This window comes from Pseudocitrobacter sp. RIT415 (assembly GCF_003057695.2).
GTDB lineage: Bacteria > Pseudomonadota > Gammaproteobacteria > Enterobacterales > Enterobacteriaceae > Pseudocitrobacter > Pseudocitrobacter faecalis.
In genome coordinates this window covers 13,955-30,563 of the sequence record NZ_QBJC02000033.1, presented here as the reverse complement: position 1 = coordinate 30,563, position 16,609 = coordinate 13,955, and the positions used below count along the sequence as shown (strand labels likewise).

The following is a 16,609-nucleotide window of genomic DNA, read 5'->3' as shown; positions in this document are numbered from 1 at the left end:
TCGCAATCCGTGAAGGCGGCCGTACCGTTGGCGCGGGCGTTGTTGCTAAAGTAATGAGCTAATTGCTGATAACATTTGACGCAATGCGCAATAAAAGGGCATCATTTGATGCCCTTTTTGTACGCTTTCGAAGCAGAACCTGGCTCATCAGTGATTTTATTTGTCATAATCATTGCTGAGACAGGCTCTGAAGAGGGCGTTAGTCCGAAACTTACTTTCGGTTTGGATCGCCTCGCACCCGCGGGGTGAAAATGTTTGTAGAATTCTTCTGACAGGTTGGTTTATGAGTGCGAATACCGAAGCTCAAGGGAGCGGGCGCGGCCTGGAAGCGATGAAGTGGGTTGTGGTTGCGGTGCTGCTGATTGTAGCTATCGTCGGCAACTATCTTTATCGTGACATGATGCTGCCATTGCGCGCGCTGGCCGTAGTAATTCTTATTGCTGCAGCGGGTGGTGTCGCGCTGTTAACGACAAAAGGAAAAGCGACCGTTGCGTTTGCACGTGAAGCGCGTACTGAAGTTCGCAAGGTTATCTGGCCGACTCGCCAGGAAACACTGCATACTACGCTTATCGTTGCTGCGGTTACCGCGGTAATGTCGCTGATCCTGTGGGGACTGGATGGTATTCTGGTTCGCCTGGTCTCTTTTATCACTGGCCTGAGGTTCTAAGATGTCTGAAGCACCTAAAAAGCGCTGGTACGTCGTTCAGGCGTTTTCCGGTTTTGAAGGCCGCGTAGCCACGTCGCTGCGTGAGCACATCAAATTACACAACATGGAAGAGCTGTTTGGCGAAGTCATGGTTCCGACTGAAGAAGTCGTTGAAATCCGTGGCGGCCAGCGTCGCAAAAGCGAGCGCAAATTCTTCCCAGGTTACGTTCTGGTCCAGATGGTCATGAACGATGCGAGCTGGCACCTGGTGCGTAGCGTGCCACGCGTAATGGGCTTCATCGGCGGTACTTCTGACCGTCCGGCCCCGATCAGCGACAAAGAAGTCGATGCGATTATGAACCGCCTGCAGCAGGTTGGTGATAAGCCGCGTCCGAAAACGTTGTTCGAACCGGGTGAAATGGTTCGTGTTAACGATGGTCCGTTCGCTGACTTTAACGGCGTCGTTGAAGAAGTGGATTATGAGAAGTCTCGCCTGAAAGTTTCTGTCTCTATCTTCGGTCGTGCGACCCCGGTAGAACTGGACTTTGCACAGGTTGAAAAAGCGTAATACAGCGATCAAAAAAGCAGCGATTTAATCGTTGCATGAGGCGCGAAATTGGCATACAATTTCGCGCCTTTTGTTTTTATGGGCACAGCCCGTAAGACGATATACATCACGGGGAGCCTCATCGAGGCGCTATTACCCAATTAGAGGAAATTGCAATGGCTAAGAAAGTACAAGCCTACGTTAAGCTGCAGGTTGCAGCTGGTATGGCAAACCCGAGTCCGCCGGTTGGTCCAGCACTGGGTCAGCAGGGTGTGAACATCATGGAATTCTGCAAAGCGTTCAACGCAAAAACTGATTCCATCGAAAAAGGTCTGCCGATTCCGGTTGTTATCACCGTTTACGCTGACCGTTCTTTCACCTTCATCACCAAGACTCCGCCGGCTGCAGTTCTGCTGAAAAAAGCTGCTGGTATTAAGTCTGGTTCCGGTAAGCCGAACAAAGAGAAAGTAGGTAAAATTTCTCGCGCTCAGCTGCAGGAAATCGCGCAGACCAAAGCTGCCGACATGACTGGCGCCGACATTGAAGCGATGACTCGCTCCATTGAAGGTACTGCACGTTCCATGGGCCTGGTAGTGGAGGACTAAGAAATGGCTAAACTGACCAAGCGTATGCGCGTGATCCGTGAAAAAGTTGATGCAACTAAACAGTACGACATCAACGAAGCTATTGCTCTGCTGAAAGAGCTGGCCACTGCTAAATTCAACGAAAGCGTTGACGTTGCTGTTAACCTCGGCATCGACGCTCGTAAATCTGACCAGAACGTACGTGGTGCAACTGTACTGCCGCACGGTACTGGCCGTTCCGTTCGCGTAGCCGTATTTACCCAGGGCGCAAACGCTGAAGCTGCTAAAGCTGCAGGCGCTGAACTGGTAGGTATGGAAGATCTGGCTGACCAGATCAAAAAAGGCGAAATGAACTTCGACGTTGTTATTGCTTCCCCGGATGCAATGCGCGTTGTTGGCCAGCTGGGTCAGGTTCTGGGCCCGCGTGGCCTGATGCCAAACCCGAAAGTAGGTACTGTAACGCCGAACGTTGCTGAAGCGGTTAAGAACGCTAAAGCAGGCCAGATCCGTTACCGTAACGACAAAAACGGCATCATCCACACCACCATCGGTAAAGTGGACTTTGACGCTGACAAACTGAAAGAAAACCTGGAAGCTCTGCTGGTTGCGCTGAAAAAAGCAAAACCAACTCAGGCGAAAGGCGTGTACATCAAGAAAGTTAGCATCTCCACCACCATGGGTGCAGGTGTTGCAGTTGATCAGGCTGGCCTGAGCGCTGCTGCAAACTAATGCCTTTACGTGGGCGGTGATTTTGTCTACAATCTTACCCCCACGTTTGCTAACAAAAGTTAGCGGCTAAAAGATTTGTTCGTTGGAGCCTGGCCTATCCAGGCCTCCGTCGAAGACCGCAGGAGTTTCGCAAGAAACTTAATCCCCTGCGTAGACGGTGACAGAACGCTAAGATTATTTTTTAAAGTACTCTTTGGCTTGTTTCTGCTCACCGTATTTAAGACGCTCTATCCGTTTGGAAGAGTGAAGTGAGTTCCAGGGCATGAGCCCTGGCAAACATCCAGGAGCAAAGCTAATGGCTTTAAATCTTCAAGACAAACAAGCGATTGTTGCTGAAGTCAGCGAAGTAGCCAAAGGCGCGCTGTCTGCAGTAGTTGCGGATTCCCGCGGCGTAACTGTAGACAAAATGACCGAACTGCGTAAAGCAGGTCGCGAAGCCGGCGTATACATGCGTGTTGTTCGTAACACCCTGCTGCGTCGTGCTGTTGAAGGTACTGCATTTGAGTGCCTGAAAGACGCGTTCGTTGGTCCGACCCTGATTGCATACTCTATGGAACACCCGGGCGCTGCTGCTCGTCTGTTCAAAGAGTTCGCGAAAGCGAATGCAAAATTTGAGGTCAAAGCTGCAGCCTTTGAAGGTGAGTTGATCCCGGCATCGCAAATCGATCGCCTGGCAACCCTGCCGACCTACGAAGAAGCAATTGCACGCCTGATGGCAACCATGAAAGAAGCTTCGGCTGGCAAACTGGTTCGCACTCTGGCTGCTGTTCGCGATGCGAAAGAAGCTGCTTAATCGCAGTTATCTTTATCAAGCACTCGCTTACGTATAAACTTATTCTGATTTTCAGGAACAATTTAAATGTCTATCACTAAAGATCAAATCATTGAAGCAGTTGCAGCTATGTCTGTAATGGACGTTGTAGAACTGATCTCTGCAATGGAAGAAAAATTCGGTGTTTCCGCTGCTGCTGCTGTAGCTGTAGCTGCTGGCCCGGCTGAAGCTGCTGAAGAAAAAACTGAATTCGACGTAATTCTGAAAGCTGCTGGCGCTAACAAAGTTGCTGTTATCAAAGCAGTACGTGGCGCAACTGGCCTGGGTCTGAAAGAAGCGAAAGACCTGGTTGAATCTGCTCCGGCCGCTCTGAAAGAAGGCGTGAGCAAAGACGACGCAGAAGCACTGAAAAAATCTCTGGAAGAAGCTGGCGCTGAAGTTGAAGTTAAATAAGCCAACCCTTCCGGTTGCAGCCTGAGTAATTAGGCTGATGGCTGGTGACTTTTTAGTCACCAGCCTTTTTGCGCTGTAAGGCGCCAGTAGCGTTTCACACTGTTTGACTACTGGTTGTCCTGACAATGCTTGTTTCTATCGACGACTTAATATACTGCGACAGGGTGCTCGCTCTGTGTAAATCGCAACGAAATGATTTAAGCGTGATAGCAACAAGCATTGCGGAAAGTATCCATTTTCCGGTCAACAAAATAGTGTTGCACAAACTGCCTTTCAATTGGGCAGATGGGTCGACTTGTCAGCGAGCTGAGGAACCCTAATGGTTTACTCCTATACCGAGAAAAAACGTATTCGTAAGGATTTTGGTAAACGTCCACAAGTACTGGATGTGCCTTATCTCCTTTCTATCCAGCTTGACTCGTTTCAGAAGTTCATCGAGCAAGATCCTGAAGGGCAGTATGGTCTGGAAGCCGCCTTCCGTTCCGTATTCCCGATTCAGAGCTACAGCGGTAATTCCGAGCTGCAATACGTCAGCTACCGCCTTGGCGAACCGGTGTTTGACGTCCAGGAATGTCAGATCCGTGGCGTGACCTATTCCGCACCGCTGCGCGTAAAACTGCGTCTGGTGATCTACGAGCGCGAAGCGCCGGAAGGCACCGTTAAAGACATTAAAGAACAAGAAGTCTACATGGGCGAAATTCCGCTCATGACTGACAACGGTACCTTTGTTATCAACGGTACTGAGCGTGTTATCGTTTCTCAGCTGCACCGTAGTCCGGGCGTCTTCTTTGACTCCGACAAAGGTAAAACCCACTCTTCGGGTAAAGTGCTGTATAACGCGCGCATCATCCCTTACCGTGGTTCCTGGCTGGACTTCGAATTCGATCCGAAGGACAACCTGTTCGTACGTATCGACCGTCGCCGTAAATTGCCTGCGACCATCATTCTGCGTGCCCTGAACTACACCACTGAGCAGATCCTTGACCTGTTCTTTGAAAAAGTTGTTTTCGAAATTCGCGACAACAAGCTGCAGATGGAACTGGTGCCGGAACGCCTGCGTGGTGAAACCGCATCCTTTGACATCGAAGCCAACGGCAAAGTGTATGTTGAAAAAGGCCGCCGTATTACTGCGCGCCATATTCGCCAGCTGGAAAAAGACGATATCAAACATATCGAAGTTCCGGTTGAGTACATTGCTGGCAAAGTTGCGTCTAAAGACTACGTTGACGAATCTACTGGCGAGCTGATCTGCCCGGCTAACATGGAGCTGAGCCTGGATCTGCTGGCTAAGCTGAGCCAGTCTGGCCACAAACGTATCGAAACGCTGTTCACCAACGATCTGGATCACGGCCCGTACATCTCTGAGACTGTACGCGTCGACCCAACCAACGATCGTCTGAGCGCGCTGGTAGAAATCTACCGCATGATGCGCCCGGGTGAGCCGCCGACTCGTGAAGCAGCTGAAAGCCTGTTTGAGAACCTGTTCTTCTCCGAAGACCGTTATGACCTGTCTGCGGTCGGTCGTATGAAGTTCAACCGTTCTCTGCTGCGTGACGAAATCGAAGGTTCCGGTATCCTGAGCAAAGAAGACATCATCGAAGTGATGAAAAAGCTCATTGATATCCGTAACGGTAAAGGCGAAGTCGATGATATCGACCACCTCGGTAACCGTCGTATCCGTTCCGTTGGCGAAATGGCGGAAAACCAGTTCCGCGTTGGCCTGGTACGTGTAGAGCGTGCGGTGAAAGAGCGCCTGTCTCTGGGCGATCTGGATACCCTGATGCCTCAGGATATGATCAACGCCAAACCGATTTCTGCAGCAGTGAAAGAGTTCTTCGGTTCCAGCCAGCTGTCTCAGTTTATGGACCAGAACAACCCGCTGTCTGAGATTACGCACAAACGTCGTATCTCCGCACTCGGCCCAGGCGGTCTGACTCGTGAACGCGCAGGCTTTGAAGTTCGAGACGTACACCCGACTCACTACGGTCGCGTATGTCCAATCGAAACGCCTGAAGGTCCGAACATCGGTCTGATCAACTCCCTGTCCGTGTACGCACAGACTAACGAATATGGCTTCCTTGAGACGCCGTATCGTAAAGTGACCGACGGTGTAGTAACTGATGAAATTCACTACCTGTCTGCTATCGAAGAAGGCAACTACGTTATTGCTCAGGCGAACTCCAACCTGGACGATGAAGGCCACTTCGTAGAAGACCTGGTAACTTGCCGTAGCAAAGGCGAATCCAGCTTGTTCAGCCGCGACCAGGTTGACTACATGGACGTATCCACCCAGCAGGTGGTATCCGTCGGTGCGTCCCTGATCCCGTTCCTGGAACACGATGACGCCAACCGTGCATTGATGGGTGCGAACATGCAACGTCAGGCGGTTCCGACCCTGCGCTCTGATAAGCCGCTGGTTGGTACCGGTATGGAACGTGCTGTTGCCGTTGACTCCGGTGTTACTGCAGTTGCTAAGCGTGGCGGTACCGTTCAGTACGTGGATGCTTCCCGTATCGTTATCAAAGTTAACGAAGACGAGATGTATCCGGGCGAAGCAGGTATCGACATCTATAACCTGACCAAATACACCCGTTCTAACCAGAACACCTGTATCAACCAGATGCCTTGCGTATCTCTGGGTGAGCCGGTTGATCGTGGTGATGTGCTGGCTGATGGCCCGTCTACCGACCTCGGTGAACTGGCGCTGGGTCAGAACATGCGTGTGGCATTCATGCCATGGAACGGTTACAACTTCGAAGACTCCATCCTCGTCTCCGAGCGTGTTGTTCAGGAAGACCGTTTCACCACTATCCACATTCAGGAACTGGCATGTGTGTCCCGTGACACCAAGCTGGGGCCGGAAGAGATTACCGCTGACATCCCGAACGTGGGTGAAGCTGCGCTCTCTAAACTGGATGAATCCGGTATCGTATACATCGGTGCAGAAGTGACCGGTGGCGACATTCTGGTTGGTAAGGTTACGCCGAAAGGTGAAACCCAACTGACCCCAGAAGAGAAGCTGCTGCGTGCAATCTTCGGTGAGAAAGCGTCTGACGTTAAAGACTCTTCTCTGCGCGTACCGAACAGTGTGTCGGGTACCGTTATCGACGTTCAGGTCTTTACTCGCGATGGCGTGGAAAAAGACAAACGTGCGCTGGAAATCGAAGAAATGCAGCTCAAACAGGCGAAGAAAGACCTGTCTGAAGAACTGCAGATCCTCGAAGCTGGCCTGTTTAGCCGTATCTACGCTGTGTTGGTTGCCGGTGGCGTTGAAGCTGAGAAGCTCGACAAACTGCCTCGCGATCGCTGGCTGGAACTCGGCCTGACCGACGAAGAGAAACAAAATCAGCTGGAACAGCTGGCTGAGCAGTATGACGAACTGAAACACGAGTTCGAGAAAAAACTCGAAGCGAAACGCCGTAAAATCACTCAAGGCGACGATCTGGCACCGGGCGTGCTGAAAATCGTCAAGGTATACCTGGCCGTTAAACGCCGTATCCAGCCTGGTGACAAAATGGCAGGTCGTCACGGTAACAAGGGTGTAATTTCTAAGATCAACCCGATCGAAGATATGCCGCACGATGCTAACGGTACGCCGGTAGATATCGTACTGAACCCGCTGGGCGTACCGTCTCGTATGAACATCGGTCAGATCCTTGAAACCCACCTGGGTATGGCTGCGAAAGGTATCGGCGATAAGATCAACGCCATGCTGAAACAGCAGCAGGAAGTCGCGAAACTGCGCGAATTTATCCAGCGTGCGTACGATCTGGGCGCTGACGTTCGTCAGAAAGTTGACCTGAACACCTTCAGCGATGAAGAAGTTCTGCGTCTGGCTGAGAACCTGCGTAAAGGTATGCCGATCGCAACGCCGGTCTTCGATGGTGCGAAAGAGTCTGAAATCAAAGAGCTGTTGCAGCTGGGTGGCTTGCCAACTTCCGGTCAGATCACACTGTTCGACGGCCGTACGGGTGAGCAGTTCGAGCGTCAGGTAACCGTCGGTTACATGTACATGCTGAAACTGAACCACCTGGTTGATGACAAAATGCACGCGCGTTCTACCGGTTCTTACAGCCTGGTTACTCAGCAGCCGCTGGGTGGTAAGGCGCAGTTCGGTGGTCAGCGCTTCGGGGAGATGGAAGTGTGGGCGCTGGAAGCATATGGCGCGGCATACACCCTGCAGGAAATGCTCACCGTTAAGTCTGATGACGTGAATGGCCGTACGAAGATGTATAAAAACATCGTAGACGGTAACCATCAGATGGAACCGGGCATGCCGGAATCCTTCAACGTACTGTTGAAAGAGATCCGTTCGCTGGGTATCAACATCGAGCTGGAAGACGAGTAACTCTCGCTCAAACAGGTCACTGGTGCTGGCGTAACAGCCAGCACCAGATTGTGCTAACTCCGACGGGAGCAAATCCGTGAAAGATTTATTAAAGTTTCTGAAAGCGCAGACTAAAACCGAAGAGTTTGATGCGATCAAAATTGCTCTGGCCTCGCCAGACATGATCCGTTCATGGTCTTTCGGTGAAGTTAAAAAGCCGGAAACCATTAACTACCGTACGTTCAAACCTGAGCGTGACGGCCTTTTCTGCGCCCGTATCTTTGGGCCGGTAAAAGACTACGAGTGCCTGTGCGGTAAGTACAAGCGCCTGAAACACCGTGGTGTGATCTGTGAGAAGTGCGGCGTTGAAGTGACCCAGACCAAAGTACGCCGTGAGCGTATGGGCCACATCGAGCTGGCGTCTCCGACTGCGCACATCTGGTTCCTGAAATCTCTGCCGTCCCGTATCGGCCTGCTGCTCGATATGCCGCTGCGTGATATCGAACGTGTTCTGTACTTCGAATCCTATGTGGTTATCGAAGGCGGTATGACGAACCTGGAACGTAACCAGATTCTGACCGAAGAACAGTATCTGGACGCGCTGGAAGAGTTCGGTGACGAATTCGACGCGAAGATGGGCGCGGAAGCTATTCAGGCCCTGCTGAAAAGCATGGATCTGGAGCAAGAGTGTGAAACTCTGCGTGAAGAGCTGAACGAAACCAACTCCGAAACCAAGCGTAAAAAGCTGACCAAGCGTATCAAACTGCTGGAAGCGTTCGTTCAGTCTGGTAACAAACCAGAGTGGATGATCCTGACCGTTCTGCCGGTACTGCCGCCAGATCTGCGTCCGCTGGTTCCGCTGGATGGTGGTCGTTTCGCGACTTCTGACCTGAACGATCTGTATCGTCGCGTCATTAACCGTAACAACCGTCTGAAACGTCTGCTGGATCTGGCCGCGCCGGACATTATCGTACGCAACGAAAAACGTATGCTGCAGGAAGCGGTTGATGCCCTGCTGGATAACGGTCGTCGCGGTCGTGCGATCACCGGTTCTAACAAACGTCCTCTGAAATCTTTGGCCGACATGATCAAAGGTAAGCAGGGTCGTTTCCGTCAGAACCTGCTCGGTAAGCGTGTTGACTACTCCGGTCGTTCTGTAATCACCGTTGGCCCATACCTGCGTCTGCATCAGTGCGGTCTGCCGAAGAAAATGGCGCTGGAGCTGTTCAAACCGTTCATCTACGGCAAGCTGGAGCTGCGTGGTCTTGCTACCACCATCAAAGCTGCGAAGAAAATGGTTGAGCGCGAAGAAGCTGTCGTTTGGGATATCCTGGACGAAGTTATCCGCGAACACCCGGTTATGCTGAACCGTGCACCAACACTGCACCGTCTGGGTATCCAGGCATTCGAACCGGTTCTGATCGAAGGTAAAGCAATTCAGCTGCACCCGCTGGTTTGTGCGGCATATAACGCCGACTTCGATGGTGACCAGATGGCTGTTCACGTACCGCTGACGCTGGAAGCCCAGCTGGAAGCGCGTGCGCTGATGATGTCTACCAACAACATTCTGTCACCTGCGAACGGCGAGCCAATCATCGTTCCGTCTCAGGACGTTGTATTGGGTCTGTACTACATGACCCGTGACTGTGTTAACGCCAAAGGCGAAGGCATGGTGCTGACTGGCCCGAAAGAAGCAGAGCGTATTTATCGCGCTGGCCTGGCCTCTCTGCATGCGCGCGTTAAAGTGCGTATCACCGAATATGAAAAAGATGAAAACGGCGAGTTCGTTGCTAAAACCAGCCTGAAAGACACGACCATTGGCCGTGCCATTCTGTGGATGATCGTACCTAAAGGTCTGCCGTTCAGCATCGTGAACCAGGCACTGGGTAAGAAAGCTATCTCCAAAATGCTGAACACCTGCTACCGTATTCTGGGCCTGAAACCGACCGTTATTTTTGCGGACCAGACGATGTACACCGGCTTTGCTTATGCAGCGCGTTCAGGTGCATCCGTTGGTATCGATGACATGGTCATCCCGGAGAAAAAATACGAGATTATCAGCGAAGCGGAAGCCGAAGTTGCTGAGATCCAGGAACAGTTCCAGTCTGGTCTGGTAACCGCGGGCGAACGCTATAACAAAGTTATCGATATCTGGGCTGCGGCGAACGATCGTGTATCCAAAGCGATGATGGATAACCTGCAAACTGAAACCGTGATTAACCGTGACGGTCAGGAAGAGCAGCAGGTTTCCTTCAACAGCATCTACATGATGGCCGACTCCGGTGCGCGTGGTTCTGCGGCGCAGATTCGTCAGCTGGCGGGTATGCGTGGTCTGATGGCGAAGCCAGATGGCTCCATCATCGAAACGCCAATCACCGCGAACTTCCGTGAAGGTCTGAACGTACTCCAGTACTTCATCTCAACTCACGGTGCGCGTAAAGGTCTGGCGGATACCGCACTGAAGACAGCGAACTCCGGTTACCTGACTCGTCGTCTGGTCGACGTGGCGCAGGACCTGGTGGTTACTGAAGACGATTGTGGCACGCTGGAAGGCATCACCATGACCCCGGTTATCGAGGGTGGTGACGTTAAAGAGCCGCTGCGCGATCGCGTACTGGGTCGTGTAACCGCTGAAGACGTTCTGAAGCCGGGTACCGCGGACATTCTGGTTCCACGTAACACGCTGCTGCACGAGCACTGGTGTGATCTGCTGGAAGAGAACTCCGTTGACTCCGTCAAAGTGCGTTCTGTTGTATCCTGTGACACCGACTTTGGTGTATGTGCGCACTGCTACGGTCGTGACCTGGCGCGTGGCCACATCATCAACAAAGGTGAAGCTATCGGCGTTATCGCGGCACAGTCCATCGGTGAGCCGGGTACACAGCTGACCATGCGTACGTTCCACATCGGTGGTGCGGCATCGCGTGCGGCTGCTGAATCCAGCATCCAGGTGAAAAACAAAGGTAGCATCAAGCTCAGCAACGCGAAATCGGTTGTGAACTCCAGCGGTAAGCTGGTTATCACTTCACGTAACACCGAGCTGAAACTGATCGACGAATTCGGTCGTACCAAAGAAAGCTATAAAGTGCCTTACGGTTCTGTTATGGCGAAAGGTGATGGCGAACAGGTTGCCGGCGGCGAAACCGTTGCAAACTGGGATCCACACACCATGCCGGTTATCACCGAAGTAAGCGGTTTTGTTCGCTTCACTGACATGATCGACGGCCAGACCATTACTCGTCAAACTGATGAGTTGACCGGTCTGTCTTCTCTGGTGGTTCTGGATTCTGCTGAACGTACGACCGGTGGTAAAGATCTGCGTCCGGCACTGAAAATCGTTGATGCTCAGGGTAACGACGTTCTGATCCCTGGCACCGATATGCCTGCGCAGTACTTCCTGCCGGGTAAAGCGATTGTTCAGCTGGAAGATGGCATCCAGATCAGTTCTGGTGACACCCTGGCCCGTGTTCCGCAGGAATCTGGCGGTACCAAGGATATTACCGGTGGTCTGCCACGCGTTGCGGATCTGTTCGAAGCTCGTCGTCCGAAAGAGCCAGCAATCCTGGCTGAAATCAGCGGTATCATTTCCTTCGGTAAAGAAACCAAAGGTAAACGTCGTCTGGTTATCACCCCGGTAGACGGTAGCGAACCGTACGAAGAGATGATTCCTAAATGGCGTCAGCTCAACGTGTTCGAAGGTGAACGTGTAGAACGTGGTGACGTGGTTTCCGACGGTCCGGAAGCACCACATGACATTCTGCGTCTGCGTGGTGTTCATGCTGTGACTCGTTACATCGTTAACGAAGTCCAGGACGTATACCGTCTGCAGGGCGTTAAGATTAACGATAAACACATCGAAGTTATCGTTCGTCAGATGCTGCGTAAAGCCACCATCGAAAACGCAGGTAGCTCCGACTTCCTGGAAGGCGAACAGGTTGAATACTCTCGCGTTAAGATCGCTAACCGCGAACTGGAAGCGAACGGCAAAGTGGGCGCAACGTTCTCCCGCGATCTGCTGGGTATCACCAAAGCGTCTCTGGCAACCGAGTCCTTTATCTCTGCGGCATCGTTCCAGGAGACCACTCGTGTCCTGACCGAAGCAGCCGTTGCGGGCAAACGCGACGAACTGCGTGGCCTGAAAGAGAACGTTATCGTAGGTCGTCTGATCCCGGCGGGTACCGGTTATGCGTACCACCAGGATCGTATTCGCCGCCGTGCAGCAGGTGAAGTACCTGCTACTCAGCAGGTGAGTGCGGAAGAAGCATCTGCCAGCCTTGCAGAACTGCTGAACGCAGGCCTGGGCGGTTCCGATAACGAGTAATCGTTAAGGTAGCGCTTAAAAAGCCAGTCGGGTTCCCGGCTGGCTTTTTTTATATCTGTCAAAAATCAATGGCTAAAAATTCTACGCATATCAAAAAACCACATTTATAAAGTGGATATAGTCAAAGCATCTTAGTAATCAAATAAATGATTTTTACACCCGGCACCGTCGTGTCGGGCGGGTTTTGTTGCCCTGAAAAAGTCGAAGGAGGAAAGGTAAAACAATAATCAGTGCACGACAAAATAGCGGATATTAACGGACAGGATTTGGGGGATGCATGGAATTTGCTATACAACTCATTATCATCTTAATTTGTTTATTCTACGGCGCACGGAAAGGCGGTATTGCGCTGGGCCTCCTGGGCGGCATCGGACTGGTTATTCTGGTCTTTGTTTTTCATCTTCAGCCAGGAAAACCGCCTGTCGATGTGATGCTGGTGATTATTGCTGTGGTGGCCGCTTCGGCAACGCTTCAGGCATCTGGCGGCTTAGATGTGATGCTGCAAATTGCCGAAAAACTTCTGCGACGTAATCCAAAGTATGTCTCTATTGTTGCGCCTTTCGTGACCTGCACGCTAACCATTCTCTGTGGTACCGGACATGTGGTGTATACCATTTTGCCGATCATCTACGATGTGGCGATCAAAAATAATATCAGGCCTGAACGTCCCATGGCGGCGAGTTCTATCGGCGCGCAGATGGGCATTATAGCCAGCCCGGTCTCCGTTGCCGTGGTCTCATTAGTGGCGATGCTTGGTAATTTCACCTTTAACGGTAAGCATCTTGAATTCCTCGATCTCTTATCCATTACCATTCCCTCAACGCTGCTCGGCATCCTGGCGATTGGTATTTTCAGTTGGTTCCGCGGGAAGGATTTAGATAAAGACCCGACCTTCCAGGCGTTTATTGCCGTACCGGAAAACCGTCACTATGTGTACGGCGATACGGCGACGTTGTTGGATAAAAAACTCCCCACCAGTAACTGGGTAGCGATGTGGATCTTCCTGGCATCCATTGCGGTTGTGGCATTACTGGGGGCATTCTCTGAACTTCGCCCGGCCTTTGACGGCAAGCCATTGTCGATGGTGCTGGTCATCCAGATGTTTATGCTGCTTTCCGGTGCGCTGATTATTATCATCACCAAAACCAACCCGGCGTCGATTTCCAAAAATGAAGTCTTCCGTTCCGGGATGATTGCGATTGTAGCGGTGTACGGCATCGCCTGGATGGCGGAGACCATGTTCGGTGCACACATGTCTGAAATTAAGGGCGTGTTAGGCGAAATGGTGAAAGAGTATCCATGGGCCTATGCAATTGTGCTGCTGCTGGTCTCGAAATTCGTGAACTCTCAGGCGGCAGCGCTGGCGGCGATTGTTCCGGTCGCACTGGCGATTGGCGTGGACCCCGCGTATATCGTGGCCTCAGCGCCTGCCTGCTACGGTTATTATATTTTGCCAACCTATCCCAGCGACCTGGCGGCAATTCAGTTCGATCGTTCAGGTACCACGCATATTGGTCGCTTCGTGATTAACCACAGTTTTATTCTGCCGGGCTTAATTGGCGTGAGTGTCTCGTGCGTATTTGGCTGGGTATTCGCCGGGCTGTACGGTTTTCTGTAATAAAAAAGCAGGTGCCGTAAGGCACCTGCTCTAATGCGTCTGATTAGGCGGTGCGACGATAGAGTTCGATCATATCCGTCGCTAAATCCTGAATCACCATCGCGTTCATCAGATGGTCCTGAGAGTGAACGGTGATCAGGTTAACCGGTAATTTACCGGTACCCTCATCCAGACCAATAAGCTGTGTCTGAATGGTATGTGCATGCTTCACGTAGTCGTGTGACTCCGCCATCGCTTTTTCTGAACCGGCGAAATCGCCTTTGCGTGCCAGCTGTAACGCGGTTAATGCGGCACTACGTGCTGCGCCAGCGTTAACCAGCAGCTCCATAATGGTGGTTTCCAAATCTTCCATGCCAGCTTACTCCATCAGTTTGAGGGCTTTTTCCAGAACGGCATCACCTTTCATCATGCCGTAATCCATCATGTCGATAACCGCCACTTTTTTGCCCAGCGGATCGGCCTGCGCCTGCAGCTTAGCTTGCTCATACTTGACCTGAGGGCCAAGCAGAATGATGTCGGCTTCATTAAGATTGTCTTTGAATTCCGCGACCGGCACAGCTTTGATGGAAACCTCAATACCTTTCTTCTGAGCCGCGTCTTTCATACGTTGAACCAGCATACTGGTGGACATACCTGCAGCACAGCATAAAACGATGTTCTTCATAATTCGCCCTCATGTTCCTTGATGTCACATCTTTATCGCGGGAGAGAGGGTTCAACAACTGCTTTGCGGCGATTGTGTGTAAGCCATCACAAAGAAAGGCTGAAAAAACTGAAACCGGTTACATTTTTGCTGGTGGGGTAAAAAAAGCCCACGGCTGTGGGCTTATTCAGAGGGAGGGAGATCAGGACACGGTTGTTCGCAAAATCCGGTTTTTCCCCTGCTGCTTTGCTTTATAAAGCGCTTCGTCAACGCTAACAATCAACTGCTCCAGCGATTCCATATTCCATTCGCCCAGCCCACCGCTGAAGGTTACGGTGAGCCCCTCTTCACGCCACGTACGTTGAGCGACTTTCTCACGCCAGTTTTCCAGCAGAGTGCGAGCGGAATCAATATGCGTTGCCGGGAAGATAACGGCAAACTCCTCGCCACCATAGCGATAAATCGAAATCTCATGCGGTTGCAGAATCTGTAACCCTTCGCGTGCGACGTTACGCAGTACAATATCGCCGTTAAGGTGCCCCCAGGTATCATTGATTGATTTGAAATTATCAACATCGACCAGTGCCAGTGCGAACGGTTGGTGATCGTTCATCAAGGCGGCAATGTCGCTATCAAAGGCCCGACGATTTTTACAGCCGGTCAGTGCATCGATCGTTGCCTGGCGAACGTAGGCCATTTCTCGCTCTTTATTGGTTTCAATGGCTTTGCTTAACATCGCTTCAAGCCTTGGCGCGCGGTTAACATCGCCGGTTTTGATGGCATTGATGATGTTCATTAACACGGAACGCGAGGCGTGGCGCAAATAGAGACCGAAGACGATGATGACAAAGGCGGCTACAGCAAATCCCCAGGCCACAATTACCGTCTCGTGATGGGCGAGGTCGGCGAGTGTACGGTCAGACACTTTGTAAATGACGAACCAGTCCGGGTTAGTGAATGAGTAATAGTAGAGCCAGGTTTTGCTCTTCCCGTCGTGTATTTCCCCTTCCGCGTTGGTCATTTGGTCCATCAGTTTTTCAGGCACCATATTACTGAACAGGCGGGTGGTATCCGGGTGAAGCACCGCCTTACCATTACGATTAACCACAAAAAATTCCCCGCTGACCGGCGATTGCATTTGTCGCAGGGTGTAGCTCATTGACGGTAAATCCAGATGAAATGCCAGTGTTCCTTTCAATTTTCCATCCGGAGAAACGACAGGCTTGGCCATCGTGATAGTGGTTTCGCGGGTAAAGAAATCGGTATACGGCTGCGTGTATCGAGAAAACAGCCCGGAATCGCCCTGAGCGCGGAACCAGGGGCGTTTGGTGGCATCAAACTCACTGCTGTCAGATGACGCCATCACCTGCGGGACGCGCAAATAATTCCCATGAGGATCGGCGACAGAAATAGACGTTACTGTTGGCATTAGCGCCAGCAGATGCATCATGAGCTCGGTGCCTTTCTCCGGATCGCGATTGACGACATTGTCCAGCTGTTCATTGTTCGATAAAAACGCCGTCGCGCGGCTTAAAATATAATCATCTTCGCGCAGGATAGATTCCATGTAATTCACCGCCATATTGTGGGTGAAGTTACGATTGATATGGTGGTAATCCTCAATGATATCTTTACGCTGATTAAGCATCACCAGGGTTGCAATGACCAGAAAGCTCAAAAGGATACCAGCGAAACTGATGATTATCGGTGTAGTAAACGACAGTTTCCTGCTATGAGTACTCATAACGTTTTCTTCGTTCCAGAAGGTGAATGGCAAAAGTATAAGGGGCCAGGAGGTGTTGTGCGGCGATATAAAAAACTTATGCTTTCCTTATTGTTTATAGGGTAATCAAATCAGAGACGCAAAAATAGTTGCCGATTATCTTAAAAGCGTAGGGGAGGCAGGGCGGAAGAGGAAGGAAGAGCCGCCCTGGTCAACATCCTGCTGACGAGGGCTAGCGTATTCCGC

At 51.5% G+C, this 16,609-nt stretch carries 12 protein-coding genes; 9 read left to right on the top strand and 3 right to left on the bottom strand.

Annotation, left to right across the window (positions count from 1 at the left end):
* The first annotated feature begins 283 nt into the window (after positions 1-283).
* The 9 genes from secE (at position 284) to dcuB (ending at position 13,997) form a co-directional block, all read left to right on the top strand.
* Entirely contained in the window at positions 284-667 is a 384-nt protein-coding gene (secE, locus tag DBY68_RS21780) for a preprotein translocase subunit SecE (protein WP_003862342.1), read from the top strand.
* A gap of 1 nt (position 668) precedes the next feature.
* Positions 669-1,214 carry a transcription termination/antitermination protein NusG gene (gene nusG, locus DBY68_RS21775; RefSeq protein ID WP_003862341.1) on the top strand — a complete coding sequence of 182 codons (546 nt, stop codon included), beginning with the start codon at positions 669-671 and terminating at the stop codon, positions 1,212-1,214.
* Positions 1,215-1,369: 155 nt separating this feature from the next.
* Positions 1,370-1,798: a 50S ribosomal protein L11 gene (gene rplK / locus DBY68_RS21770; RefSeq protein WP_015966392.1), complete on the top strand. Its 429-nt coding sequence runs from the start codon at positions 1,370-1,372 to the stop codon at positions 1,796-1,798.
* A 3-nt stretch (positions 1,799-1,801) separates the two neighbouring features.
* Positions 1,802-2,506, top strand: coding sequence for a 50S ribosomal protein L1 (rplA, locus tag DBY68_RS21765; RefSeq protein ID WP_108477142.1), 705 nt, complete (start codon positions 1,802-1,804; stop codon positions 2,504-2,506).
* Between the two features lie 295 nt (positions 2,507-2,801).
* Complete coding sequence (gene rplJ, locus DBY68_RS21755) at positions 2,802-3,299, top strand: 50S ribosomal protein L10 (RefSeq protein ID WP_038865708.1); 498 nt, start codon at positions 2,802-2,804, stop codon at positions 3,297-3,299.
* Positions 3,300-3,365: 66 nt separating this feature from the next.
* A complete protein-coding gene (gene rplL / locus DBY68_RS21750) occupies positions 3,366-3,731 on the top strand; it encodes a 50S ribosomal protein L7/L12 (protein ID WP_006176746.1) in 366 nt (121 codons plus the stop codon).
* 319 nt (positions 3,732-4,050) lie between these two features.
* Positions 4,051-8,079: a DNA-directed RNA polymerase subunit beta gene (gene rpoB / locus DBY68_RS21745; protein WP_015966389.1), complete on the top strand. Its 4,029-nt coding sequence runs from the start codon at positions 4,051-4,053 to the stop codon at positions 8,077-8,079.
* 76 nt (positions 8,080-8,155) lie between these two features.
* Positions 8,156-12,379 carry a DNA-directed RNA polymerase subunit beta' gene (gene rpoC / locus DBY68_RS21740; RefSeq protein ID WP_108477141.1) on the top strand — a complete coding sequence of 1,408 codons (4,224 nt, stop codon included), beginning with the start codon at positions 8,156-8,158 and terminating at the stop codon, positions 12,377-12,379.
* A 277-nt stretch (positions 12,380-12,656) separates the two neighbouring features.
* The gene (gene dcuB / locus DBY68_RS21735) at positions 12,657-13,997 is read left to right on the top strand and encodes an anaerobic C4-dicarboxylate transporter DcuB (protein ID WP_108477140.1); all 1,341 of its coding nucleotides are present in this window, start codon (positions 12,657-12,659) and stop codon (positions 13,995-13,997) included.
* A 43-nt stretch (positions 13,998-14,040) separates the two neighbouring features.
* Here the strand turns inward: dcuB and DBY68_RS21730 are convergent, their stop codons facing one another.
* From DBY68_RS21730 to DBY68_RS21720, 3 genes are all read right to left on the bottom strand, one after another.
* On the bottom strand, positions 14,041-14,349 hold the full coding sequence (locus DBY68_RS21730; RefSeq protein ID WP_108477139.1) for a PTS lactose/cellobiose transporter subunit IIA: 309 nt from the start codon (positions 14,347-14,349) through the stop codon (positions 14,041-14,043).
* A 6-nt stretch (positions 14,350-14,355) separates the two neighbouring features.
* Positions 14,356-14,661: a PTS sugar transporter subunit IIB gene (locus tag DBY68_RS21725; RefSeq protein ID WP_108477138.1), complete on the bottom strand. Its 306-nt coding sequence runs from the start codon at positions 14,659-14,661 to the stop codon at positions 14,356-14,358.
* A gap of 181 nt (positions 14,662-14,842) precedes the next feature.
* Positions 14,843-16,384: a sensor domain-containing diguanylate cyclase gene (locus tag DBY68_RS21720; protein ID WP_108477137.1), complete on the bottom strand. Its 1,542-nt coding sequence runs from the start codon at positions 16,382-16,384 to the stop codon at positions 14,843-14,845.
* Positions 16,385-16,609 lie beyond the last annotated feature (225 nt).